Origin of the sequence: Mesorhizobium zhangyense (assembly GCF_011045115.1) — a bacterium.
Classification (GTDB): Bacteria; Pseudomonadota; Alphaproteobacteria; order Rhizobiales; family Rhizobiaceae; genus Mesorhizobium_M; species Mesorhizobium_M zhangyense.
This window is the reverse complement of the sequence record NZ_JAAKZG010000013.1, coordinates 124,334-147,950: the sequence shown is the minus strand read 5'-3', so window position 1 is coordinate 147,950 and position 23,617 is coordinate 124,334. Positions and strand designations below refer to the sequence as shown.

General features: G+C 62.1%; 19 protein-coding genes. 12 read left to right on the top strand and 7 right to left on the bottom strand.

Features of this window, described 5'->3' with window-relative positions; all coding sequences use genetic code 11:
- Positions 1-78: 78 nt before the first annotated feature.
- From gmd to pdxR, 3 genes are all read right to left on the bottom strand, one after another.
- Positions 79-1,143 (bottom strand): GDP-mannose 4,6-dehydratase, encoded by a 1,065-nt coding sequence (gmd, locus tag G6N74_RS24150; RefSeq protein ID WP_165120563.1) that lies wholly within the window; start codon positions 1,141-1,143, stop codon positions 79-81.
- Between the two features lie 74 nt (positions 1,144-1,217).
- Positions 1,218-2,807 (bottom strand): trimethylamine methyltransferase family protein, encoded by a 1,590-nt coding sequence (locus G6N74_RS24145; protein WP_165120562.1) that lies wholly within the window; start codon positions 2,805-2,807, stop codon positions 1,218-1,220.
- A 231-nt stretch (positions 2,808-3,038) separates the two neighbouring features.
- On the bottom strand, positions 3,039-4,532 hold the full coding sequence (pdxR, locus tag G6N74_RS24140) for a MocR-like pyridoxine biosynthesis transcription factor PdxR (RefSeq protein ID WP_165120561.1): 1,494 nt from the start codon (positions 4,530-4,532) through the stop codon (positions 3,039-3,041).
- A gap of 272 nt (positions 4,533-4,804) precedes the next feature.
- Here pdxR and pgi point away from each other — a divergent pair, with 272 nt between their 5' ends.
- Positions 4,805-6,448, top strand: a complete 1,644-nt coding sequence (gene pgi / locus G6N74_RS24135; RefSeq protein WP_312857914.1) for a glucose-6-phosphate isomerase — start codon at positions 4,805-4,807, stop codon at positions 6,446-6,448.
- Positions 6,449-6,454: 6 nt separating this feature from the next.
- Complete coding sequence (locus G6N74_RS24130; RefSeq protein WP_165120559.1) at positions 6,455-7,162, top strand: HAD family hydrolase; 708 nt, start codon at positions 6,455-6,457, stop codon at positions 7,160-7,162.
- A 46-nt stretch (positions 7,163-7,208) separates the two neighbouring features.
- Here the strand turns inward: G6N74_RS24130 and G6N74_RS24125 are convergent, their stop codons facing one another.
- Together G6N74_RS24125 and G6N74_RS24120 are read right to left on the bottom strand one after the other, a co-directional pair.
- The gene (locus tag G6N74_RS24125; protein ID WP_165120558.1) at positions 7,209-7,865 is read right to left on the bottom strand and encodes a histidine phosphatase family protein; all 657 of its coding nucleotides are present in this window, start codon (positions 7,863-7,865) and stop codon (positions 7,209-7,211) included.
- Between the two features lie 135 nt (positions 7,866-8,000).
- Positions 8,001-9,923 (bottom strand): long-chain fatty acid--CoA ligase, encoded by a 1,923-nt coding sequence (locus tag G6N74_RS24120; RefSeq protein ID WP_205826841.1) that lies wholly within the window; start codon positions 9,921-9,923, stop codon positions 8,001-8,003.
- A 1,070-nt stretch (positions 9,924-10,993) separates the two neighbouring features.
- On the opposite strand from G6N74_RS24120, the gene G6N74_RS24115 reads away from it, so the two are divergent.
- The 5 genes from G6N74_RS24115 to G6N74_RS24095 all read left to right on the top strand — a co-directional run bounded on the left by G6N74_RS24115 (position 10,994) and on the right by G6N74_RS24095 (position 16,248).
- Positions 10,994-12,589 (top strand): ABC transporter substrate-binding protein, encoded by a 1,596-nt coding sequence (locus G6N74_RS24115; protein ID WP_165120557.1) that lies wholly within the window; start codon positions 10,994-10,996, stop codon positions 12,587-12,589.
- A 64-nt stretch (positions 12,590-12,653) separates the two neighbouring features.
- Complete coding sequence (locus tag G6N74_RS24110) at positions 12,654-13,661, top strand: ABC transporter permease subunit (protein ID WP_119820924.1); 1,008 nt, start codon at positions 12,654-12,656, stop codon at positions 13,659-13,661.
- 7 nt (positions 13,662-13,668) lie between these two features.
- Positions 13,669-14,574, top strand: a complete 906-nt coding sequence (locus G6N74_RS24105; protein WP_165120556.1) for an ABC transporter permease subunit — start codon at positions 13,669-13,671, stop codon at positions 14,572-14,574.
- A gap of 1 nt (position 14,575) precedes the next feature.
- Positions 14,576-15,421 (top strand): ABC transporter ATP-binding protein, encoded by an 846-nt coding sequence (locus tag G6N74_RS24100; protein ID WP_165120555.1) that lies wholly within the window; start codon positions 14,576-14,578, stop codon positions 15,419-15,421.
- Positions 15,418-16,248: a dipeptide ABC transporter ATP-binding protein gene (locus G6N74_RS24095; RefSeq protein ID WP_165120554.1), complete on the top strand. Its 831-nt coding sequence runs from the start codon at positions 15,418-15,420 to the stop codon at positions 16,246-16,248. The genes G6N74_RS24100 and G6N74_RS24095 overlap by 4 nt, the downstream gene beginning before the upstream one ends.
- 43 nt (positions 16,249-16,291) lie before the next feature.
- Here the strand turns inward: G6N74_RS24095 and G6N74_RS24090 are convergent, their stop codons facing one another.
- Positions 16,292-18,094, bottom strand: a complete 1,803-nt coding sequence (locus G6N74_RS24090; RefSeq protein ID WP_165120553.1) for an IlvD/Edd family dehydratase — start codon at positions 18,092-18,094, stop codon at positions 16,292-16,294.
- A 192-nt stretch (positions 18,095-18,286) separates the two neighbouring features.
- On the opposite strand from G6N74_RS24090, the gene G6N74_RS24085 reads away from it, so the two are divergent.
- Together G6N74_RS24085 and G6N74_RS24080 are read left to right on the top strand one after the other, a co-directional pair.
- Complete coding sequence (locus tag G6N74_RS24085) at positions 18,287-18,739, top strand: SRPBCC family protein (protein ID WP_165120552.1); 453 nt, start codon at positions 18,287-18,289, stop codon at positions 18,737-18,739.
- A 103-nt stretch (positions 18,740-18,842) separates the two neighbouring features.
- Positions 18,843-19,139 (top strand): hypothetical protein, encoded by a 297-nt coding sequence (locus tag G6N74_RS24080; RefSeq protein WP_165120551.1) that lies wholly within the window; start codon positions 18,843-18,845, stop codon positions 19,137-19,139.
- A 98-nt stretch (positions 19,140-19,237) separates the two neighbouring features.
- On the opposite strand, the gene G6N74_RS24075 is transcribed toward G6N74_RS24080, so the two are convergent.
- Positions 19,238-20,416 carry an Mrp/NBP35 family ATP-binding protein gene (locus tag G6N74_RS24075; RefSeq protein WP_165120550.1) on the bottom strand — a complete coding sequence of 393 codons (1,179 nt, stop codon included), beginning with the start codon at positions 20,414-20,416 and terminating at the stop codon, positions 19,238-19,240.
- Positions 20,417-20,586: 170 nt separating this feature from the next.
- On the opposite strand from G6N74_RS24075, the gene G6N74_RS24070 reads away from it, so the two are divergent.
- The 3 genes from G6N74_RS24070 to G6N74_RS24060 all read left to right on the top strand — a co-directional run bounded on the left by G6N74_RS24070 (position 20,587) and on the right by G6N74_RS24060 (position 23,612).
- On the top strand, positions 20,587-21,483 hold the full coding sequence (locus G6N74_RS24070; RefSeq protein ID WP_165120549.1) for a LysR family transcriptional regulator: 897 nt from the start codon (positions 20,587-20,589) through the stop codon (positions 21,481-21,483).
- A 96-nt stretch (positions 21,484-21,579) separates the two neighbouring features.
- Positions 21,580-22,059, top strand: coding sequence for a formate dehydrogenase subunit gamma (locus G6N74_RS24065; protein WP_165120548.1), 480 nt, complete (start codon positions 21,580-21,582; stop codon positions 22,057-22,059).
- Positions 22,056-23,612: a formate dehydrogenase beta subunit gene (locus G6N74_RS24060; RefSeq protein ID WP_165120547.1), complete on the top strand. Its 1,557-nt coding sequence runs from the start codon at positions 22,056-22,058 to the stop codon at positions 23,610-23,612. Before G6N74_RS24065 ends, G6N74_RS24060 begins: the two co-directional genes overlap by 4 nt.
- The last annotated feature ends 5 nt before the right edge of the window (positions 23,613-23,617 follow it).

Here is a 23,617-nt window from a genome sequence, read left to right as displayed (position 1 = left end):
CTGGGTGGACATTCCTTCGACTAACAGGAACCGGCTGCGTCGATCAAATTCGATGTGCAGCCGGGTTCGCAGCCAAACTCAACGATCATTGCGCCACGCTTCCCGCGACACGACGCGCAAATCGCTCTGGACCATTTCGCTGACCAGGTCCTTGAACGGCGTCGAGCTCGCCCAGCCCAGCTTTTCGCGTGCCTTGCTCGGATCGCCGAGCAGCAAATCGACTTCGGTCGGACGGAAATAGCGCTTGTCGATCTCGACCAGTATCTCTCCGCTCTTGGCGCATACGCCCTTTTCATCGACGCCGGACCCCGTCCATTCGATGCGACGATCGACTTCGCCGAATGCCAGGTCGACGAATTCACGCACGGTATGCGTTTCGCCGGTGGCAAGCACATAATCGTCCGCAACTTCCTGCTGCAGGATGCGCCACATGCCTTCGACATAGTCGCGGGCGTGGCCCCAATCGCGCTTGGCGTCGAGATTGCCGAGATAAAGCTTGTTCTGCATGCCGTGATGGATGGCAGCGACGGCGCGCGTGATCTTGCGGGTCACGAAGGTCTCGCCGCGTGTCGGCCCTTCATGGTTGAACAGGATGCCGTTCGAGGCATGCATGCCATAAGCTTCGCGGTAGTTCACCGTAATCCAGTAGCCATACAGCTTGGCTGCGGCATAGGGGCTGCGCGGATAGAACGGCGTGGTTTCGCGCTGCGGCGTTTCCTGGACAAGCCCGTAAAGCTCCGAGGTCGAAGCCTGATAGAAACGCGCGCGCTTTTCCATGCCGAGGATACGGATGGCTTCGAGGATGCGCAGCGTGCCGATGCCATCAGCGTTCGCCGTATATTCCGGCGTTTCGAAGCTCACCTGCACATGGCTTTGCGCGGCCAGATTGTAGATCTCGGTCGGCTGCGTCTCCTGGATCAGGCGAATGAGGTTCGTCGAATCCGTCATATCGCCATAGTGAAGATGGAATTTCACATCGGTGTTGTGCGGATCTTCATAGAGATGGTTGACGCGCTCCGAATTGAAGGACGAGGCCCGGCGCTTCATGCCGTGGACCACATATCCCTTCTTCAGCAACAACTCGGCGAGATAGGCTCCATCCTGGCCGGTCACTCCAGTAATGAGCGCTACACGTTCATTCATATCTTGATTCCACTTGATGACGGGCAACTCCTTAGAGGCAACGCCGCCATCAATCAACTGTGGTGATTCCGCACTTAACCGCCCATGCCGCTGCGCGGCAGGAGGATATTTTCAAAACGTGCGCGCAGGCGATCATCGATATTCTTGGGAACGTGGCGCGGGAAGCGCTCGGCCAGTATCTTTTTCTTTTCAACGATCGCGCGCTGCAAAATGTCGGGCCGACCCTTCTCGTTCCATTCCTTTGGACTGAAGCGATCGCCGATTGCAGGATAGAAATATTCGGTCTGCATCAGCCTCAACGTCTGCTCGTTGCCGAGATAATGGCCTGGCCCGTTCATGCAGACTTCCGTGATCGTATCAATCGACAGCGCCTCGTCGGTGACCTCGATGCCGCGCACGCAGCGCTGGCAATGGCCGAGCATGTCGTTGTCGATGATCAGGCTTTCCAGGCAGAAACCGAGAAGCGAGGCGTGCATACCGGCTGACTCATAGACGAGATTGAGCCCCGACAGCCCGGCCATGACATTGGTGATGCCCTTTTCGTAGCCGGACTGGATATCGGGCAGCTTGGAATCGGCCATGCCGGCAGCCGAGCCGCCCGGCAGGTCGTAGAATTGCGCCATCTGCGCGCAGGCCGCCGTCAGCAGCGCCTGCTCGGCCGAGCCGCCCGACATCGCGCCGGTGCGCAGGTCCGACACGAATGGCCAGGTGCCGAAGATCGCCGGATGACCGGGTTTCAGCGCGTTGACGTAAACGAGACCGGCCAGCACCTCGGCAACGGCCTGAACCACCGCGCCCGCGATTGCCGCCGGTGCAGTAGCGCCCGCCTGCCCCGCCGAAAGCAGCAGGATGGGAATGCCACCCTCCACGCAGGCTTCAAGCACGCCGCAGGCGTCCTCCGCGAATTTCATCGGCGGCACGACGAAGCAGTTGGAGTTGGAGACGAACGGCCGGGCGCGGAAATTCTCCTCGCCGCCGGCAATCGCGTAGAGCATCTCCAAGGCGGGTGCTACGTTCTCGCGCACGGTGAAGCTGGTGCCGACATGCTTCGACGTGCCCATGACGCAGGCATAGAGCGTGTTGAAGTCCATATCGGCGGGATCTGGGATGTCGCGTGGCACCATCGGCCGCTGGAAGAAATGGATGTTGTCGAGCCCGTCGACGATGCGGGCGGCGTCATAGATGTCCTGCAACAGCGATTCGCGGTATTCGCGCTTTTCGACGTCGACCAGATGCACGGCGGCCCCCGCCGTGCCGTAATGGACGCGCTTGCCCTGAATCACCATGTCGTGCCTGGGATCCTGGCCGTGCAGCGTGAAGTTGCGCGCGGCGGTCCTGACGGTCGACATGACCAATTCACGGGGAAAGCGGATGCGGCCGTCGGCACTGTAGCTTGCGCCGACGCGGGTCAGCGCCTCGATACAGCTTGGAATTGCATTGGCGAAACCGACAGTTTCCAGAAGGGTCAGGACCGCCTCGTGGATTCTTTCGAGATCGTTCTGGCCCAACGGCTTGTACCTGCCGCCTTCCAGCCCGGGACGAATGGGGCGGACGTCGTCCGCCAAGGGGGCTGCACGCATGGCGCGCCGCGCTTCCCGGCCGCCGGAACGGCGGGAACGTTGATCTGCTGCCGTATGGTCATGCTGTTCCAGGGCGGTCGACATCGAAACCTCCACCGTATTTTGGAAGCATCCCCGCGCCGAATGTGCCTTCGGTCACGCTGCTTCGTTCCCCTTGATTGCAAGACTATGCAGCGGCCAAACGGCGTGCGTATGGGCCACGGATTTCCGCCAGATGGGCCACAGAATGCGGCTTGTTCAGGCTGGATTCGATGAAGCGCCTGCGCATCCGTCGGAATGCGCAGGCGAGGTCATCGCAGCTTGGGAGGGCTACGGTTAGGCCGCGGCTGGCCTACGTCCGGCTGCCGTTGCCAGTTCGCGGATACCAGGCTCGATGTGCTGGAGCGCGATCGACGAAATGCCAAGCCGCATGAAGCGCGACGGCTTGTCGGCCTGGTCGAAGAAACGGTCGCCCGGTTCTATAATGACGCTGCGCGCTGCGGCCGCTTCTGAAAGCCCGCGCGAATCCGTGCCGCGCGGCCCTTCCAGCCACAACGATGTGCCGCCAGCCGAATCCGTCGAGCGCCATTCCGGCAGGAAGGCCGAGATCGCCTGGACCAGACGCTTGCGCCGTTCGTCAAAGGCCGACGACAGGCGGCGCACCAGCGCCTCGTGATGGCCGAGCGACAGGAACAAAGCCACGGCGCGCTGGTTGTTTGCCGGCGGGTGGCGCAGCATGAAGCGGCGCAGCGCCCTGAGTTCGGAGATAAGATCGGCCGAGGCGACGATGTAGCCGAGCCGCAGGCCTGGCGCCAAGGTCTTCGACATGGAGCCGACATAGATGACGCGGCCCGAACGGTCGATGCTCTTCAACGCCTGCTGCGGCGCTTCATCGAGCAACTGGCTGTCATAGCCGTCCTCGATGATGATCTGGTTGTGACGGCTGGCGCGCGCCAGAAGATCCTGCCGGCGCTCGGCGCTGAGCGGCACCATGGTCGGGCAATGATGGCTCGGGGTCACGAAGACGAAGCCGGCATCGTTCGGGATCGAGGAAGTGACGATGCCCGACTGGTCCACCGGGGTCGGATGGATGTCGGCACCGGCGAGCCGGAAGATCGAGCGCGCGTCGGGATAGCCCGGGTCTTCCATGGCGACCTTGCTGCCCTTGGTCATAAGAAGCGTCGCCAGCATATAGAGCGCGTGCTGTGCACCGAGCGTGACGATGATCTCGTCCGGATTGGCGAAGATGCCGCGCCGCGGCAGCAGACGCGCCTGGATCTGCTCGATCAGCAGCGGGTCGTCGCGATCGACCATGTCGGCTGCCCAGTTGCGGATTTCGAGAACGGCCAGCGCCATGCGGTTGCATTCGCGCCATTCGGCAGTCGGAAACAGCGCCGGATCGAACTGACCGTAGACGAAGGGGTAGGAAGACTTGATCCAGTTTTCCTGCTTGGCCGGGCGCGGCATATCGCTTGCGGCGATCTGCCGGCGCGACTTCCAGTCGATCTCATTGGCCTGGTCGATAGACTTCTGCTGCGGCTTGGCCGGCGTTGCCAGCACTTCCGGATTGACGAAGTGGCCACGCCGCTCGCGCGCGACGAGAAAGCCCTGGTCGACAAGCTGCTGGAAGGCCAAAACCACGGTGCCTCGCGCGACGCCGAGCTTTTCGGCCAGGATGCGGCAGGACGGCAACGGCATGGAAGCGGCGATCTGGCGGTCGAGAATGGCGGCGACAATCGCTTGGCGAATCTGGGCCTGAAGGGTCTGGCCCGACTCCGCCGAAATACGGAACAGCCCCGACCATATGGCCGAATCGTTTCTCTGTGGCATGAGCGTTTCCTTAAACAGGCGCAGTATTTTTCTCTTTTTGGACCATTGGAGCGTATCTGTGGTCCAACCGGTTGCGCCAATGAATTTTTCTAATCGTAAGGATTTATGCCAGTGATCTATCCCTTGACGGCCCGACTCCGCGCCAGCGTGGGCCAGAAAACTCAAATCGATTGAAATTTTCATCCACACGAGCGTCAAACTCTCTCCATGATCTGAGTGGTCTGATAAGGTGAACTGAAATCATTGCTGCAGAGAAATTTTGGAGAATGGCCGTGACCGACGCCCCCCTTCACTCCGCGCTGACGGCGCTTCGCGACGATCAGGCCGACACGCCGAAAAACATGCGCGAGGCCTTCAAGGCCGATCCCCAGCGTTTCGCCAAGTTCTCGCTGACTGATGGCGACCTTTTGTTGGACTGGTCCAAATGCGCCGTCACGGCTGACACCATGGCACTGCTGGACAAGCTGGCGCACGCGGCCCGGCTGCCGGAGCGCCGGGATGGCATGTTCTCGGGCAAGAAAATCAACGTCACGGAAGGGCGCGCCGTGCTGCATACGGCCCTGCGCGACGGCCCCGGCGACACGGTGCTACTGGATGGCAAGGATGTGATGGGCGACGTGCGGGCGGTACTGGATGCGATGGCCGCCTTCGCCGACGCCGTGCGGTCCGGTGCTGCACCGGGCGCGACGGGCAAGAAGATCACCGACATCGTCAATATCGGCATCGGCGGCTCCGACCTCGGCCCGGCGATGGCGACGCTGGCGCTGGCACCCTACCATGACGGGCCGCGCGCGCATTACGTCTCCAATGTCGACGGCGCGCACATCCATGACACGCTGAAGGGTCTTGAGCCCGAAACGACGCTGTTCATCATCGCTTCCAAGACCTTCACCACCATCGAGACGATGACCAACGCCGAGACTGCCCGCAAATGGGTGGAAAAGGCGCTGGGCAAGGAAGCCGTGTCGAAGCATTTCGCCGCCGTCTCGACCGCGCTCGACAAGGTAGCAAGCTTCGGCATCGCGCCGGAGCGGGTGTTCGGCTTCTGGGACTGGGTCGGCGGACGCTATTCGCTGTGGTCGGCAATCGGCCTGCCGATCATGATCGCAGTTGGGCCGAAGAATTTTCGCGATTTCCTCGCCGGCGCGCATGAAATGGACCAGCATTTCAAGACAGCGCCGCTGTTGAAGAATATCCCGGTGGTGATGGGGCTGATCGGCTATTTCCACCGCGTGGTCTGCGGCTATCCGGCGCGCGCGGTCATCCCCTACGACCAGCGTCTGTCGCGGCTGCCGGCCTATCTGCAGCAGCTCGACATGGAATCGAACGGCAAGCAGGTCACCGTCAACGGCTTGCGCGTGACGACGCCGACCGGCCCGCTGGTGTGGGGCGAACCCGGCACCAACGGCCAGCACGCCTTCTTCCAGCTTCTGCACCAGGGCACGGACATCATCCCGGTCGAGTTCCTCGCGGCGGCCGAAGGGCATGAGCCGGAGCTTCGCCACCATCACGACCTTCTGCTTGCCAATTGCCTGGCGCAGTCCGAAGCCTTGATGAAGGGCCGCACGCTGGAGGAAGCACGCCGGCAGATGCTGACCAAAGGCATGCCGGTGGAGGAGGTCGACCGCGTCGCGCCTCACCGCGTGTTCCCGGGCAACCGGCCGTCGGTGACACTTCTCTATCGCAAACTCGACCCGCATATGCTGGGGCGGCTGATCGCACTTTACGAACATCGTGTTTTCGTGGAAGGGGTGCTCTACGGCATCAATTCCTTCGACCAGTGGGGTGTCGAACTCGGCAAGGAACTGGCGACTGGTCTTCTGCCTGTCGTTGAAGGAACGGAAGATGCCGCGCGCAACGACGCCTCGACCGCCGGTCTGGTGCGTCATATCCACCAGCTAAGGGCAGCGGGGTAGATTATCTTGAACGGCATCAAAGGCATCCTGTTCGATAAGGACGGGACACTGATCGACTTCCAGAAAACATGGTTCGCCATCGGCGATCGCATGGCGCTGAAAGCGGCCGACGGCGACCGCGTTAGAGCGGATGCGCTGATGGCTGAAGCCGGCTACGATTTCGACCGGAAGTGTTTTAGGGCCGACTCGGTCTTTGCCGCAGGCACCAATGCCGACATCGTGGCGCTGTGGTATCCGGAAATCGGCGTTGAAGAACGCCAGGCGATGACGGTCGGCTTCGACACCTTCACCGCGGAAGAAGGTGCGGCAGCCTCCGTGCCGCTGCCGGGCAGCAAGGACGCGATCTCCAGCCTGCATGGCTCCGGCTTCCGGCTCGGCGTGGCGACCAACGACTCCACCGGCGGCGCGGAGAAAACCCTGCTGGCGCTCGGCGTGGCGCAAATGTTCGATGCCGCTTACGGTTACGACGCCGTCGCCAACCCCAAGCCCGCCCCCGACGCGATCCACGCCTTCGCCGACCTGACCGGCTTGAAGCCCTCTGAGATCGCCATGGTCGGCGACAACCGCCACGACCTCGAAATGGCCAAGGCCGGCGGCGCAGGACTTGCCATCGGCGTGCTCAGCGGCACCGGAACGCGCGAGACGCTGGCGCCACTGGCGGATGTCATTCTGGATTCGATCGCAGATTTGCCGGGGTATCTGGCGTCGGCCTGACCCTCGCCAGCAATTGCGGCTCATACCGGAAAGTCTGGTGCAAAGGCTATGCGCGACGGTCTTCCGGCGCCGAGATTTGGCTCTGCGTCAAATGGGAGACGTCAGCAAGGCTGATCACGGACCGGTTTCTCCAGAAATCGTCCTGACGCAAATGCGTGATGCTTCCGGATTTGGCGGGAAAACTTACGAAGCCGGCGGCTTCGATCGGCATCTTGATCCACGCTGCTATAACGAGAGTAAGCGCAAAACCGTGTGTCACGATAATCTGTGTCTCGCAGTCCCGCTCCACGATCGCATTCACACAGCGAAAGACGCGGGCCGCAACCTCGCGACGTGTCTCCGCATCGTCGATACCGCCGCGATGATCTAGCCGATTGTGGTCCGGCGCCGGGACGTAACGTGCGTCCAACCATTCCTGCGCCTTTCCGCCTGCTGAACCATAGCTGATTTCACGCAGATCGGCAGTCTGGAAGAACGGCTGCCGAAAGCGCTCGGAAATGGCAGCCGCGGTTTGAGATGCGCGCAGAAGGTCCGAACTATAAATCTCGACGTTGCTGTCACCAACCAACGCCGCCAGCCGCGCAGCTGTCGCTTTTGCTTCGTTCTCGCCTTGCGGGGTCAGGCCGGTATCGTACCAGCCACCCACCTTGTTCTCCATATGATGGATGGACTGGGTGTGCGTTACGACAAACAGATTCTTCATGCGGTGTCCGAGGTTGGTAATCGCCGTCCAGCGTCCTGCAGCGGTTCCGAATACGGCTGGACGCGATCAGTCTTGCGTGTCTCCCGCGGATCGGGGGAGACACGCAAGACGGTCAACGGTGAAAATCCGGTCGGACTACCCTCTAAGCTCCCGCCGCAGAATTTTCCCGACATTGGTCTTCGGCAGTTCCGTGCGGAATTCGATCAGCTTCGGGCGCTTGTAGCCGGTCAGGTTCTGCTTGCAGTAGGCGAGCAGTTCCTCGGCGGTCAGGTTGGGGTCCTTCTTGACCACGAAGAGTTTTGGCACTTCGCCCGAATGCTCGTCCGGCACGCCGATTGCCGCCACTTCCAGCACGCCCGGATGCTGGGCGACGACCTCCTCCAACTCATTGGGATAGACGTTGAAACCGGAGACCAGGATCATGTCCTTCTTGCGGTCGACAATCTTGGTGTAGCCGGCCTCGTCCATGAAGCCCATGTCGCCGGATTTGAAGTAGCCGTCGGGCGTCATCACCTTGGCTGTCTCGTCCGGACGGTTCCAGTAGCCGGCCATGACCTGCGGGCCCTTGATGCAGATTTCGCCGACCTCGCCGAGCGCCACATCCCGGCCGTCCTCGTCGCGGATGGCAATTTCGGTGGAGGGGATCGGCAGGCCGATCGTGCCGCTGAACGCGTCGGCGTCGAACCGGTTGGCCGTCGCAACGGGTGCGGTTTCCGAAAGGCCGTAGCCCTCCGAGATCAGGCAGCCGGTCAGCTTCTGCCAGCGATCGGCGACGCCGCGCTGCACCGCCATGCCACCGCCGAAGGACAGCAGCAGCGGCTTGAAGTCGAGCTTGCGGAAATCCTCGTTGTTGAGCAGCGCGTTGAACAGCGTGTTGAGGCCGGGGAAGACATTGACCTGATACTTGGCGAGTTCCTTGACGAAGCCCGGAATGTCGCGCGGATTGGGGATCAGCACGTTCTGCGCTCCCTGCTGCATGCCCATCAGCGCGTTCACGGTCAGCGCATAGATATGATAGAGCGGCAGCGCGCAGACGAAAGTGAGGGTTGCCGGCCGCGGCTTCTTCACGAAAGCCGTTTCCATCCACAGCAGGTTCTGCGCGACATTGGCCAGAACGTTCCGATGCAGCAGGATCGCGCCCTTCGACACGCCCGTGGTGCCGCCGGTATATTGCAGGAAGGCGACGTCATCGGCTTCCGACTTGACCGGCTTGAAGGTGCGCGCGGCCCCTTCCTTCTGCACCGCCGGGAATTTGGTATGGCCCGGCAGCGACCAGGCCGGAACCATCTTCTTGACGCGGCGCACGACCAGATTGACGATCAGTCCCTTCACTCCGAGCATGTCGCCCATCGAGGCGACGACGACGTGCTTGACCGGGGTCTTGGCAATTACTGCCTGAAGCGTTGTGGCGAAGTTCTCAAGGATGATGATTGCTTCCGCACCCGAATCCTTGAGCTGGTGCTCAAGCTCGCGCGGTGTGTAAAGCGGATTGACGTTCACCACCGTATAGCCGGCGCGCAGAATGCCCATCATCGCCACGGGATATTGCAGCACGTTGGGCATCATGATCGCCACGCGCGCGCCCTTGGCCAGGCCCTTCGACTGGAGCCAGGCGCCGAAGGCAGCAGACTGGCGTTCCAGCTCACCATATGTGATCGTCTTGCCCATGCAGGTGAAGGCGGGCCGCGTCGCGAATTTCTTGGACGAGTTGACCAGGAAATCGCCGATGGAATCGAATTCCAGCGGAGCGATTTCGGCCGGAACGACAGACGAATAGCTTTTCAGCCACGGCTTCCCCGCCGCCGTAGCGGTTTTCTTTGCCGACGGCTTGTCGGCAGCCTTGGCTGCTTTCGGCGCAGCTGCGGCTTTTGCCGGGGTTGCATGGCCGGCAGCGCCGTTCGTCAGCGGCACCTTGGCAGCTGCGGGTTTGGGCGGAGTTTCGGCCTTGGCTGCCGGCTTCGCGACCTTGGGCGCGGCAACCGCTTTCGGCTTCGCGGCAGCGGGCTTCTTTGGTGCAGTCTTCGCCGCACCGGCCTTGGCTGCCACAGCATTCGGCAACTCGATAAGTGCAGCTTTCGCAGCCGGCTCGACGGCAGGAGATGAAGCAACCGACGCCTTGCTGGATGCGGCTTTCGTCGCCGGCTTGGCGCGCGATTTCGACGGCGCGGATTTTGCGGCTACTGGTTTTGCTACGGGTTTGGCAGGGCTTGAGCTCTTCGAGCTTGTCTTTGCGGTGGCAGGCGCGGTCTTCACCGCCGGCTTGGCCGCAGCCGTCTTTGCGACGGGCTTGGCCGTTGCCTTGGCCACTTGAGTGGGTTTAGCAGCTTTCGCCGGCGCGGCCTTGGCCGCTGGTTTGACTGCGGCGGCTTTCACCGCCGGCTTCGTCTGCGATTTCGCCGCTGGTGTTGCCTTGCCGGTTGCTGCCGCTTTCGCAGAGGGTTTCGCCGCCGGCTTGGCGGCTGCGGGCTTAGAGGATTTCGCAGCACTCACAGCCTTCGGCGCCTTGGAGCCGGCCTTCGTGGAAGCCGCGGATGCCGTCGTGGCAGCCGCCTTCGGCGCCGCTGTCTTTTTCGCTGGGGCTTTCTTGGCCGGATCGTTTTTCACTGCCGCCGCAGCCGTTGCCTTGCCCGCCTTGCTGATCGTCGTCTTGGCCACTCGTTCCTCCCTGCCCTGTATTCTATTTCTTGGTCTCTCGGTCCTCACCGTGCATTCGCCCCGGCTTGCCCGCCTCGTCTGCCTCCTGCAGCATCTCGCGCAAAACCGCTGTGTCTCTATGTATTGTCACAAGGGCTGGCCATGCAAGTCTTGCCCCAGCGTAATGAAGGCAATGAAATTTACTGCTTGTTTCTGAACAATTTTTCAGAGCAGCCGCGCTTCAATGGTAAAATCCTGATCAGGCGAGAGGCGCGAAAATCAAGCTTTCGCCGTCATTGCACGACTGCGACGCTCTATTTCGCCGAGGCGCCCCAGGATGAAATATTATGTCTATAATTTATCGGCTTCTTGAAACTTTGTTCCTCTTCCCAAACGGCATGTAGACAGGGAGTTCCAAAGCCCCGAAAACGATGCTTATATGCGGGCTCGAAGCCTGTTCAGAGGGGCTTGGTATCATGACAGGGAGTGTTTCAATGATAAGGAAGCTGACTTTTGCAGCTGCGCTTGCGGCTGCAACCGTCTTGGGCGGCGCGGCGGCAAATGCCAAAACGCTGGTTTACTGCTCGGAAGCGTCGCCGGCCGGTTTTGACCCGTCGCCATGGAGCGGCGGCAACGATTTCGACGCATCCTCGCGCACCATCTATTCGCGCCTGGTCGAATTCGAGCACGGCAAGACGACGATCACGCCCGGCCTCGCCGAAAGCTGGACCGTTTCGGATGATGGTCTCGAATACACCTTCAAACTCAAGCCGGGCGTCAAGTTCCAGACGACCGACTATTTCACGCCGACCCGCGACCTCAACGCAGACGACGTGATCTTCTCCTTCGAGCGTCAGTGGAAGAAGGACAACAAGTGGTTCGAATATCTTCCCGGCACCGGCTGGGAGTATTTCACCGGCATGGGCTTCCCGGAGCTGCTCAAGGAAATCGTCAAGGTCGACGACCTGACGGTAAAGTTCGTGCTCAACAAGCCGGAAGTCGCCTTCCTGCCTGACCTTGGCATGGACTTCGCATCGATCGTCTCCAAGGAATATGCCGACTCGCTCGAAAAAGCCGGCACCATGCAGCAGTTCACGCAGAAGCCGATCGGCACTGGTCCGTTCCAGTTCGTCGACTACCAGGTCGACGCCGTCATCCGCTATGCGGCATGGGACGGCTACTTCGGCGGCCGCCAGAAGATCGACGACCTGATCTTCGCGATCACGCCCGACCCGGCAGTGCGCGCGCAGAAGCTGAAGGCCGGCGAATGCAACATCATGTCCTATCCTGCTCCGGCCGACATCGCCGGCCTGCAGGCTGACGAGAACCTGAATGTTGCCGAACAGGAAGGCCTCAACATCGGCTACATGGCCTACAACACGACCGTGGCGCCGTTCGACAAGGTCGAGGTCCGCAAGGCCCTCAACATGGCCGTCAACAAGCAGGCGATCATCGATGCGGTCTATCAGGGCGCCGGCCAGGTGGCCGTCAACCCGATCCCGCCGACGATGTGGTCCTACAACACCGCGATCAAGGACGACGAATACAATCCGGAAGAATCAAAGAAGATGCTTGAGGCCGCCGGCGTCAAGGATCTGTCGATGAAGATCTGGGCCATGCCCGTCAGCCGTCCGTACAACCCGAACGCACAGCGCGTCGCGGAACTGATCCAGGCCGACTACGCCAAGGTTGGCGTGAAGGCCGAGATCGTCAGCTACGAATGGACCGAGTATCGCGAACGCGGCAAGCAGAAGGACCGTGACGGCGCCTTCCAGCTCGGCTGGACCGGCGACAATGGCGATCCGGACAACTTCCTGTTCCTGCTTGGCTGCGATGCCATCGGCCAGTCCAACTACGCGATCTGGTGCAACAAGGAGTTCCAGGACCTGCTTCTGAAGGGCAAGGCCACGACGGATCAGGCCGAACGCACCAAGATCTACGAAGAAGCGCAGGTCGTCTTCAAGCGCGAAGCGCCGTGGTTGACCATCGCTCACTCGAAGGTCTTCATGCCGATGTCCAAGAAGGTCTCGGGCTTCGTCATGGACCCGCTCGGCATCCATCGCTTCGACGGCGTCGACATCGCCGAATAACAAGGCAAGCGAATCGAGGGGACGGCGCCTTTAACGGGGCGTCGTCCCCTTCTCGCAAGAAAAAATGCTCCGATATATTCTCAACAAGCTCGCTCTGATCGTTCCGACGATCTTCGGCATCTCGCTTGCCGCATTCGCCTTCGTGCGCCTGCTGCCCGGCGACCCCATTCTGGCCATGGCCGGCGAACGCGGCGTCAGCCCCGAGCGCTATCAGGAACTGCTCGAACGCTTCGGCTACAATCGCCCGATCTGGCTGCAATATTTCGACTACATCGGAAACGTGCTGCAGGGCGACTTCGGCATCTCCATCGCCACCAAGCGCCCCGTCATCGGCGAATTCCTGGCGCTGTTTCCGGCGACGCTGGAACTGGCCACGGTCGCCATGATCATCGCGGTCGTCATCGGCATTCCGGCCGGCATCTTCGCCGCCGTCAAGCGCGGCTCGTGGTTCGATCAGTTGACCATGGGCGCGGCACTGACCGGCTATTCCATGCCGATCTTCTGGTGGGGCCTGCTGCTCATCATCTTCTTTTCCGGTTATCTCGGCTGGACGCCCGTGTCGGGCCGTATCGGCCTGCAATATTTCTTCCCGCCGGTCACCGGCTTCATGCTTATCGACAGCCTGCTGTCGGGCAAGAGCGGCGCTTTCAGCTCCGCCGTCAGCCACCTGATCCTGCCGTCGATCGTGCTTGCCACCATTCCGCTTGCCGTCATTGCGCGCCAGACACGCTCGGCCATGCTGGAAGTGCTGGGCGAAGACTATGTGCGCACCGCCCGCGCCAAGGGCCTGACGCCGCGCCGCGTCATCGGGATGCATGCCTTCCGCAATGCGCTGATCCCGGTCGTCACGACGATCGGCCTGCAGGTCGGCACGCTGATGGCTGGCGCCATCCTCACCGAGACCATTTTCTCCTGGCCGGGTATCGGCAAGTGGATGATCGATTCCATCGGCAAGCGCGACTATGTCGTGGTGCAGAGCGGCCTGCTTTTGATCGCGCTGATCGTGATGGCCGTCAATCTGATCGTCGATCTCCTCTACGCCGTCATCAACCCGCGAATCCGCGTGCAGTGAGGCAAAGATGAGCAACGAAACAGCCACATTGCCCGTAGAAGCCAAAGCCCGTTCGGGCGCCTTTGGCGAGTTCTGGCACTATTTCTCCATGAACCACGGGGCCGTCCTCGGCCTCATCGTCTTCGTCCTTCTCGTTCTGGTCGCGATCTTCGCGCCGCTGATCGCACCGCATCTGCCCAACGAGCAGTATCGCGACGCGCTTCTGACACCGCCGATGTGGCACGAGGGCGGCAAATCGACCTTCATCCTCGGCACTGATGCCGTCGGCCGTGATATGCTCTCGCGGCTGATCTACGGTGCGCGCTATTCACTGTTCATCGGTCTCGTCGTCGTCGTCTTCTCGCTCACCAGCGGCATCATACTCGGCGTGCTCGCCGGCTATTTCCGCGGCTGGGTCGACACGCTGATCATGCGCGTCATGGACATCATCCTCGCCTTCCCGTCGCTGCTTCTGGCGCTGGTGCTGGTGGCGATCCTCGGGCCTGGCCTGTTCAACGCCATGCTGGCGATCGCGGTCGTCCTGCAACCGCACTTTGCCCGCCTGACCCGCGCTGCCGTGATGGCGGAAAAGAACCGCGAATACGTCATCTCGGCCAAGGTCGCAGGTGCCGGGCATCTGCGGCTGATGGCGGTGACGATCCTGCCGAACTGTCTGGCACCGCTGATCGTGCAGGCGACGCTGTCCTTCTCGAACGCCATTCTCGAGGCTGCGGCACTGGGCTTCCTCGGCATGGGCGCACAGCCGCCAACGCCGGAATGGGGCACGATGCTGGCGGCAGCGCGCGAGTTCATCCTGCGCGCACCCTGGGTGGTGACCTATCCCGGCCTTGCCATCCTTATCACCGTGCTTGCCATCAACCTGATCGGCGACGGCCTGCGCGACGCCTTCGACCCCAAGCTGAAGAGGTCGTAAGATGCCGCTTCTCCAAATCAAGAACCTCTGCGTTTCGTTCGACACCAGCGTCGGCGCGTTCATGGCGGTGAAGGGCATCGACATGTCGATCGAGCCGCGCGAAGTGCTGGCGATCGTCGGTGAAAGCGGCTCGGGCAAATCCGTGTCGATGCTGGCGGTGATGGGCCTTCTGCCCAAAACCGCGACGGTGACCGCCGACCGCATGGCCTTCAACGGCGTCGACCTGCTCGGCCTCACCGGCGAGCAGCGCCGCAAGATCATCGGCCGCGACATCGCCATGATCTTCCAAGAACCGATGGCAAGCCTCAACCCGTGCTTCACCGTCGGGTTCCAGATCGAGGAAGTGCTGCGCGTGCATATGGGCATGGACCGCGCCCAGCGCCGCGCCCGCGCCATCGAGCTCATGCAGCAGGTTGGCATTGCCGAACCGGCCGAGCGGCTTGGTTCCTACCCGCACCAGATGTCGGGCGGGCAGTGCCAGCGCGTGATGATCGCCATTGCCATCGCCTGCAATCCGAAGCTGCTGATTGCCGACGAGCCGACGACCGCGCTCGACGTGACCATCCAGAAGCAGATCCTCGATCTTCTGATGCGCCTTCAGGCCGAGCACGGCATGGGGCTGATCATGATCACCCACAATATGGGCGTGGTGGCCGAAACCGCCGACCGCGTCATCGTCCAGTACAAGGGACGCAAGATGGAAGAAGCCGACGTTCTGTCGCTGTTTGAATCGCCGAAGAGCAACTACACCAAGGCGCTGCTTTCGGCCCTGCCCGACAACGCCACCGGCGACCGGCTGCCGACAATCTCCGACTTCGCACTCGACCCCGAGGGAGCGACGGCATGACCCAGACGGTCCTCCAGGCAAAGAACCTCGTTCGCGACTACCATGTCGGCGGCGGCCTGCTGACGAAAGCGCGCACCGTTCACGCGGTGAAGGGTGTCAGCTTCTCGGTCGAAAAAGGCAAGACGCTGGCCATCGTCGGCGAAAGCGGCTGCGGCAAGTCCACGCTCGCCCGCATCATCACGCTGATTGACCCGGCGACTTCCGGCGACCTTCTGATCGACGGCAACAAGGTCGACATCGCGCATTCGGCGCTGACGCCGGAAATGCGGCGCAAGGTGCAGATCGTGTTCCAGAACCCCTACGGCTCACTCAATCCGCGCCAGAAGATCGGCGACGTGCTCGGCGAACCGCTGAAGATCAACACCGACATTCCGGCAGCCGAGCGGCGCGACCGCGCCATGGCGATGCTGAAGAAGGTCGGGCTCGCACCTGAGCATTACAACCGCTATCCGCATATGTTCTCCGGCGGCCAGCGCCAGCGCATCGCGATTGCCCGCGCGCTGATGCTGAACCCGAGTCTGCTGGTGCTCGACGAGCCGGTCTCGGCGCTCGATCTTTCGGTGCAGGCGCAGGTGCTGAACCTGCTTGCCGACCTGCAGGACGAGTTCCAGCTGACCTACGTCTTCATCAGCCACGACCTGTCGGTGGTGCGCTACATCGCCGACGACGTGATGGTGATGTATTTCGGCGAGGCAGTCGAATACGGCTCGCGCGACGCGGTGTTTTCCGACCCCAAGCACAGCTACACCAGGACGCTGTTTGCCGCGACGCCCCGCGCCGACGTGGAGAGCATCAAGGCTAGGTTGGCGAAGAAGAAGGCGGCTTGAGCCGACGCCCACCTCCCCCTTGAGGGGAGGGAAATGCTGCGCTTCAATGATTGTCCCGCGGAACACCCTTCGTCTGCGCCACACGCTGGTATTTCACCGCCGGCTTCAGCACCATGCCTTCCGACAGCTGGTCGACCATGCCGCGCTGGATTTCCTGCCATGGCGTCTGGTGCTCGGGGAAATGATAGCCGCCGTTGTTCTGCAGCTCGGCGCGGCGGCGCACGATCTCGTCGTCGGTGACGAGGATGTCGGCAGTGCCCTTCCGCAAATCGATGCGCACCCGGTCGCCTGATTTCAGCAGCGCCAGCCCGCCGCCGACCGCCGCTTCCGGCGAGGCGTTGAGGATGGACGGCGTGCCGGATGTGCCGGACTGGCGGCCGTCGCCGATGCAGGGCAGCGAGTGGATGCCCTTCTTGATGAGATAGGCGGGCGGCTGCATGTTCACCACCTCGGCACCGCCGGGATAGCCAACGGCGCCTGCCCCACGCATGAACAAAAGCGTGTGCTCGTCGATGCCAAGTGCTGGATCGTCGATGCGGGCGTGATAATCCTCCGGCCCGTCGAACACCATCGCCTTGCCTTCGAAGGCTTCGGGGTCCTTGGGGTTGGAGAGATAGCGGTCGCGGAATTCCGGCGATATCACGCTGGTCTTCATGATGGCGCTGTCGAACAGATTGCCTTTGAGGTTGATGAAGCCGGCACTTTCCTTGAGCGGATTCGAGACCGGGTGGATGACCTCCGGGTTGAGGTTTTCGACATTGGCGCAGTTGTCGCCCATCGAGCGGCCATTGACCGTCAACGCGGCGGGATGCGGCAGCAGGCCGGCCTTGAGCAGTTCGGCCGCCACCGCAGGCACACCGCCGGCATGGTGATAATCCTCGCCGAGATATTCGCCGGCCGGCTGGAGATTGACCAGCAGCGGGATCTTGTGGCCGACAGCCTGCCAGTCGTCATTGTCGAGCTTGACGCCGAGATGGCGAGCGATGGCGTTGAGGTGGATCGGCGCGTTGGTCGAGCCGCCGATGGCTGAATTGATGACGATGGCGTTTTCGAAGGCTTCGCGGGTCATGATGTCGGACGGCTTCAAATCCTCATGGACCATGCCGACGATGCGCTTGCCGGTCTCGTAGGAAATCTGCCCGCGCTCGCGATAGGGCGCGGGAATGGCGGCCGAACCCGGCAGTTGCATGCCGAGTGCTTCAGCCAGCGAGTTCATCGTGGTCGCCGTGCCCATGGTGTTGCAATAGCCGACCGACGGTGCGGACGAGGCGACGATGTCCATGAACTCGTCATAATCGATCTCGCCGGCCGAAAGCCGCTGGCGCGATTCCCAGACGATGGTGCCCGAGCCGGTGCGCTTGCCCTTGTGCCAGCCGTTCAGCATCGGGCCGACCGAGAGCGCGATGGCCGGGATGTTGACGGTGGCCGCGGCCATCAACATGGCCGGCGTGGTCTTGTCGCAGCCGATGGTCAGCACGACGCCGTCGAGCGGATAGCCGTAAAGCACCTCGACCAGCGACAGATAGGCGAGGTTGCGATCAAGCGATGCGGTCGGGCGCTTGCCCGTCTCCTGGATCGGATGACAGGGAAACTCGAAGGCGACGCCACCGGCTGCCACGATGCCTTCGCGCACCCGCTTGGCGAGCTCGATGTGATGGCGGTTGCAGGGTGACAGGTCCGACCCGGTCTGGGCGATGCCGATCAGCGGTTTGCCCGATTGCAGTTCCTCGCGCGTCAGGCCGTAATTCAGGTAGCGCTCGAGATAGAGCGCGGTCATGCCCGGATTGTCGGGATTGTCGAACCACTCCTGCGAGCGGAATTTTTTTGTTGTTTTTGCGCCGGCCATGAGGTTCTCCCGAATTTGGTGCTGAATGGTTATGACAAGGCGGGAACGCTCGCAAGGGGCACTTTGGGCGTTCCGGGCCGCAAGCTTGAGGAGAAGCGCATGAGTGTGCGTGGCAGCCCCCAACACTTTGGTGCGATGGACAAGACCTGCCGGGTTCGCTACGCCTCATGAAGCAATCAGTCGGAGGACGTCATGGCCCTGATTATCGAAGGCGAGGAACACATCGCGGCACCCGTGCAGAAAGTGTGGGAAGCGCTGAACGACCCGGCGGTTCTCAAGGAATGCATTCCGGGCTGCCAGAACCTGGAAATGAAGACGCCGACCGACATGGCCGCAACCGTGGTGCTGAAGATCGGGCCCATCAAGGCGACATTCGCCGGCGAGGTCACTCTGAAGAACCTGAAGCCGCCGCACTCCTACACCATTCAGGGCGAAGGCAAGGGCGGCATCGCCGGCTTTGCCAAGGGCGGCGCGGATGTGACGCTGACCGAGGACGGCGCGAACTCCACCCTTCTCAAATATGAGGCCAAGGCCGATGTCGGCGGCAAGATCGCACAGCTTGGCAGCCGATTGATCACCTCGACGTCGAAGAAGCTGGCCGGCCAGTTCTTCTCGAGTTTCAATGAGAAAGTGAGCGCCGGGTAACAGTTCGTTATGGCAAGGTTGTCAACTTTGTGAACTGACGGACTATTTTTGAGCCTTGTGCGGCTGGACGTAGCCTGATTGTCTCTTCTTCGTGAGGTGAAACATGAGAGTTATCGTCCTGTCGGCAATGGGCTTTCTTTTGCTGGCAATAGCCGGTTGTGTCAGTGCGCAAGATCAACAACCGGATCAACAGCCAGCAGCCCCGCAGTCGCAGCAGCAAGACCAGCAGACTGCCAATCCCGACTCCGCCAATACCGATATCGACCACGACAGGATGTTAAGCACGCAACGGCAAGGCGACGATCGTTATCCGGTTTGCAGCCCGATGGATTCGAACAACCATGTGGATGTTTCCACAGGCAAATGGGTCGGTCCCAGCTGCCAGATGGAAGCTGACTGAGGGTAAGGGGGTCTACGGTAGAAAGCGTAACGCGCTTCAACGATGACCCCACCCGGCTCTTTGGGCCACCCTCCCCTCAAGGGGGAGGTGAAGTCTTGCTACTCGAATACGATGCTCGGCACAGCAGCTTCCGCCGCCCCGCGTTCTTCGTTGACCCGCTCCCAGACCTTCGAGGCGATGCCGCGATAGATCTTGGCTTCCGGTCCCTCGGGCTTCGACACCACGACCGGCGTGCCGGCGTCCGAGGTTTCGCGGATTTCCATCTGCAGCGGCACTTCGCCAAGGAAGGTGACGCCGAGACGCTCGGCCTCCTTCCTGGCGCCGCCGTGGCCAAAGATGTCGTAGCGCTTGCCGGTGTCGGGGGCGATGAAATAGCTCATATTCTCGACGATGCCGAGTAGCGGCACGTCGACTTTCTTGAACATATTCAGACCCTTGCGGGCATCGATCAGCGCCAGATCCTGCGGTGTCGAGACAATGACCGCGCCGGCCAGCGGAACCTGCTGGGCCATGGTGAGTTGCGCGTCGCCGGTGCCGGGCGGCATGTCGACCACGAGCACGTCGAGCGGACCCCACTCGACCTCACGCAGCATTTGCGTGAGCGCCGACATGACCATCGGCCCGCGCCAGATCATCGGCGTTTCCTCATCGACGAGGAAGCCCATGGACATGACCTTGAGGCCGTATTTTTCCATCGGCTTCAGGATCTTGCCATCGACCGTCTGCGGCCTGCCGTGGAGATCGAGCAGCTTCGGCATGGACGGGCCGTAGATGTCGGCGTCGAGCACGCCGACCTTCAGCCCGTTCGCCGCGAGGCCGAGCGCGATGTTGATGGCGGTGGTGGATTTGCCGACGCCGCCCTTGCCGGATGCGACCGCGATGATCGCCTCGATGCCCGGCACGCCACGCTTGCCCGGTTGATGGCCGGCCGGCGCTTGGGGCGCGGGCCGAGCTACCGGAGCGGCAGGAGCCGGACGAGGCGCTGCCGGACGCGCCGGCGGCGGGGGCGCTTCCATGCCGCCGCCCTTTTTCTCGGCGGTCAGCGCGACAACGGCGCCGGCAACGCCGGGAATGGCGCGCACCACGCGTTCGGCTGCAGCACGCAGGGGCTCCATTTCCTTGGCCCGTGCCGCCGGCACGGTGATGGAGAAGAAGACCTTCTGGTCAGCGATGAAAATCTCGGAAACCAGGCCGAGACTGACGATATCGCCGGAAAAATCCGGGCCATTGACCGTCTTCAGCCGTTCGAGAACGATTTCCTTGGTGACAGTGGTCATGGCAGCCCTTTTCGGTCCTTAGTCGCGTTTCAGATAATGCAGTTCGGCCAGAACACCAAGAAGCCAGTGAATGTCTGCGACAATGGCAGCTTGCATGGACGGTGATTTTCCCGGACCTTGCGCAAACAACATTTGACCGGCACCCGCCGGTCGCCTGACAGCGACATGAAATGATCGACAAGCTGGAATTCTTCATAGCTCTCGCCAAGCAGCAGCATTTCGGCCGCGCGGCGGAAGAGTGCGGCGTGACGCAGCCGACGCTTTCGGCTGGCATCAAGCAGCTGGAAGAGGCGCTGGGCGTGATGCTGGTGCAGCGCGGCTCGCGTTTTCAGGGGCTGACGCCGGAGGGAAGCCGCGTGCTGGAATGGGCGCGGCGCATCGTTGGCGATGCCCGCACCATGCGTGAGGAAATGCGCGCGGCGCGCCACGGGCTTGCCGGCCATGTGCGGATTGCGGCGATCCCGACCGCACTTGCCATGACGCCGCGCCTGACCACGCCGTTTCGCGAAAAGCACCCGGGCGTGACCTTCTCGATCCTGTCGCGCACCTCGATCGAGGTGCTGACGCTTCTCGAAAACTTCGAGATCGATGTCGGCATCAGCTATCTCGACAATGAGCCGCTTGGGCGCGTGGCGACCGTGCCGCTCTACTCGGAGCGCTATCAGCTCATCACCGCCGCCGGCAACCCGTTTTCCGACAGCGAGACCGTGACGTGGGCGGAGGTGGCCGCGCTGCCGCTGTGCCTGCTGACCCCTGACATGCAGAACCGGCGCATCATCAACCAGCATCTCGGAGAGGCCGGAGCGGAAGCGCATCCGACGCTGGAATCGAACTCGATGATCGTGCTGTTTTCGCATATCCGCACGGGAAAATGGTCTTCGATCATGCCGCTCAACCTTGCCGAAACCTTCGGCTTCGCCGAGCCGATCCGCGCCATTCCCATCGTCGAGCCGGATGCCAGCCATCTCGTCGGACTCGTTGCCGCGCATCGCGAACCGCATACGCCGCTGGTTTCGGCACTGCTGCATCAGGCACGGATATTGGCTGCCGATCTTTCCCTTCTTTGATAGAAATTTCCTATCGTTCAACGAAAGAGCTCTCTTGATTGAGCTTTTCCGTTTTGATTAGTTCTAAAGTGAGGAAATACATAGGGAGGGCGCTGCATGTCGATGCAGGCTGCAAGTACCCAGATCGCGTCGCGGGCGACGGCGATTATTGACGAGATGAAGGCGCTCGAAGGCCCTCTCCTGCCCATCCTGCATGAGATCCAGGAAGAATTCGGCCATGTGCCCGCCGAAACGCTGCCGATCATCGCCAAGGCGCTGAACATCAGCAACGCCGAAGTGCACGGCGTTGTCACTTTCTATCATGATTATCGCAACCATCCGGCCGGCCGCCACGTTCTGAAGGTGTGCCGGGCGGAAGCCTGCCAGTCGATGGGCGGCGATGCCATTGCAGCCCAGATCAGCCAGGCGCTGGGCATAGGCTTCCACGAGACGACGAAGGACAATTCGGTTACACTAGAACCGGTCTATTGCCTCGGCCTTTGCGCCTGCGCGCCCGCCGCTATGCTCGACGGCGAAGTCATCGGCAGGCTCGACGCCGACAAGATTGAAGAGATCGTTCAGGAGGTACGCTCGTGACGGTCACTATCTACATACCCCGCGATTCCGGCGCGCTGGCGCTCGGCGCCGAAAAGGTCGCCAAAGCGGTCGCGCAGGAAATCGAAACGCGCGGGCTGGACGCAAAAATCGTGCGCAACGGTTCGCGCGGCCTCTATTGGCTGGAGCCGATGGTGGAAGTGGCGACCGATGCCGGCCGCGTCGCCTATGGCCCGGTTACGGCCAAGGATGTTGCCTCGCTGTTCGACGCCGGGCTGACCTCCGGTGGCGAGCACAAGCTTTCGCTCGGCGATCCTGAGAAAATCCCGTTTCTTGCCAAGCAGACCCGCCTCACCTTCGCGCGCTGCGGCATCACCGACCCGCTGTCGCTGGAAGACTACAGGACCCATGGCGGCCTGAAGGGTCTGGAGAACGCGATTGCGATGACGCCTGCCGACGTCGTCAAGCAGGTGACCGACTCGGGCCTGCGCGGACGCGGCGGCGCCGGCTTCCCGACCGGCATCAAGTGGAAGACCGTTCTCGATACGACCGCCGACCGCAAATATATCGTCTGCAACGCCGACGAGGGTGACTCTGCGACCTTCGCCGACCGCATGATCATGGAGGGCGACCCCTTCGTGCTGATCGAAGGCATGACGATTGCCGGCATCGCCACAGGCGCGACCAAGGGCTTCGTCTATATCCGCTCGGAATATCCGCATGCGGTGGCGACGATGCAGAAGGCCGTCGAGGTGGCGCGCAAGGCCGGCGTGCTCGGCGTCAATGTGATGGGTTCGCCCAACGCCTTCGACATGGAAATTCGCGTCGGCGCGGGTGCTTATGTCTGCGGCGAGGAAACCTCGCTGCTCAACAGCCTGGAAGGCAAGCGCGGCATCGTGCGCGCCAAGCCGCCGCTGCCGGCGATCCAGGGCCTGTTCGGCAAGCCAACCGTCATCAACAATGTGATTTCGCTGGCCTCCGTGCCGATCGTCATGGATCGCGGCGCGCAGCACTACAAGGATTTCGGCATGGGCCGCTCGCGCGGCACGATACCGATCCAGATCGCCGGCAACGCCAAGCATGGCGGGTTGTTCGAGGCAGCGTTCGGCCTGACGCTCGGCGAGATCGTCGACGAGATTGGCGGCGGCACCGTCACCGGACGCCCGGTCAAGGCGGTGCAGGTCGGCGGGCCGCTGGGTGCCTATTTCCCGCGCTCGCTGTTCGACACGCCGTTCGACTATGAAGCCTTCGCGGCACGAGACGGGCTGATCGGCCATGCCGGCATCACCGTTTTCGACGACACCGCCGATATGCTGAAGCAGGCGCGCTTCGCCATGGAATTCTGCGCCATCGAGTCCTGCGGCAAGTGCACGCCCTGCCGCATCGGCTCGACGCGCGGCGTCGAGACCATCGACAAGATCGCCCACAACATCGAGCCCGAGAAGAACCTCGCGCTGGTCACAGACCTCTGCAACACGATGAAGTTCGGTTCGCTCTGCGCCCTGGGCGGTTTCACGCCCTACCCGGTGATGAGCGCAATCAACCACTTCCCCGAAGATTTCCGGCCGACGCCGGTCGCTCAAGCAGCCGAATAAGGAGA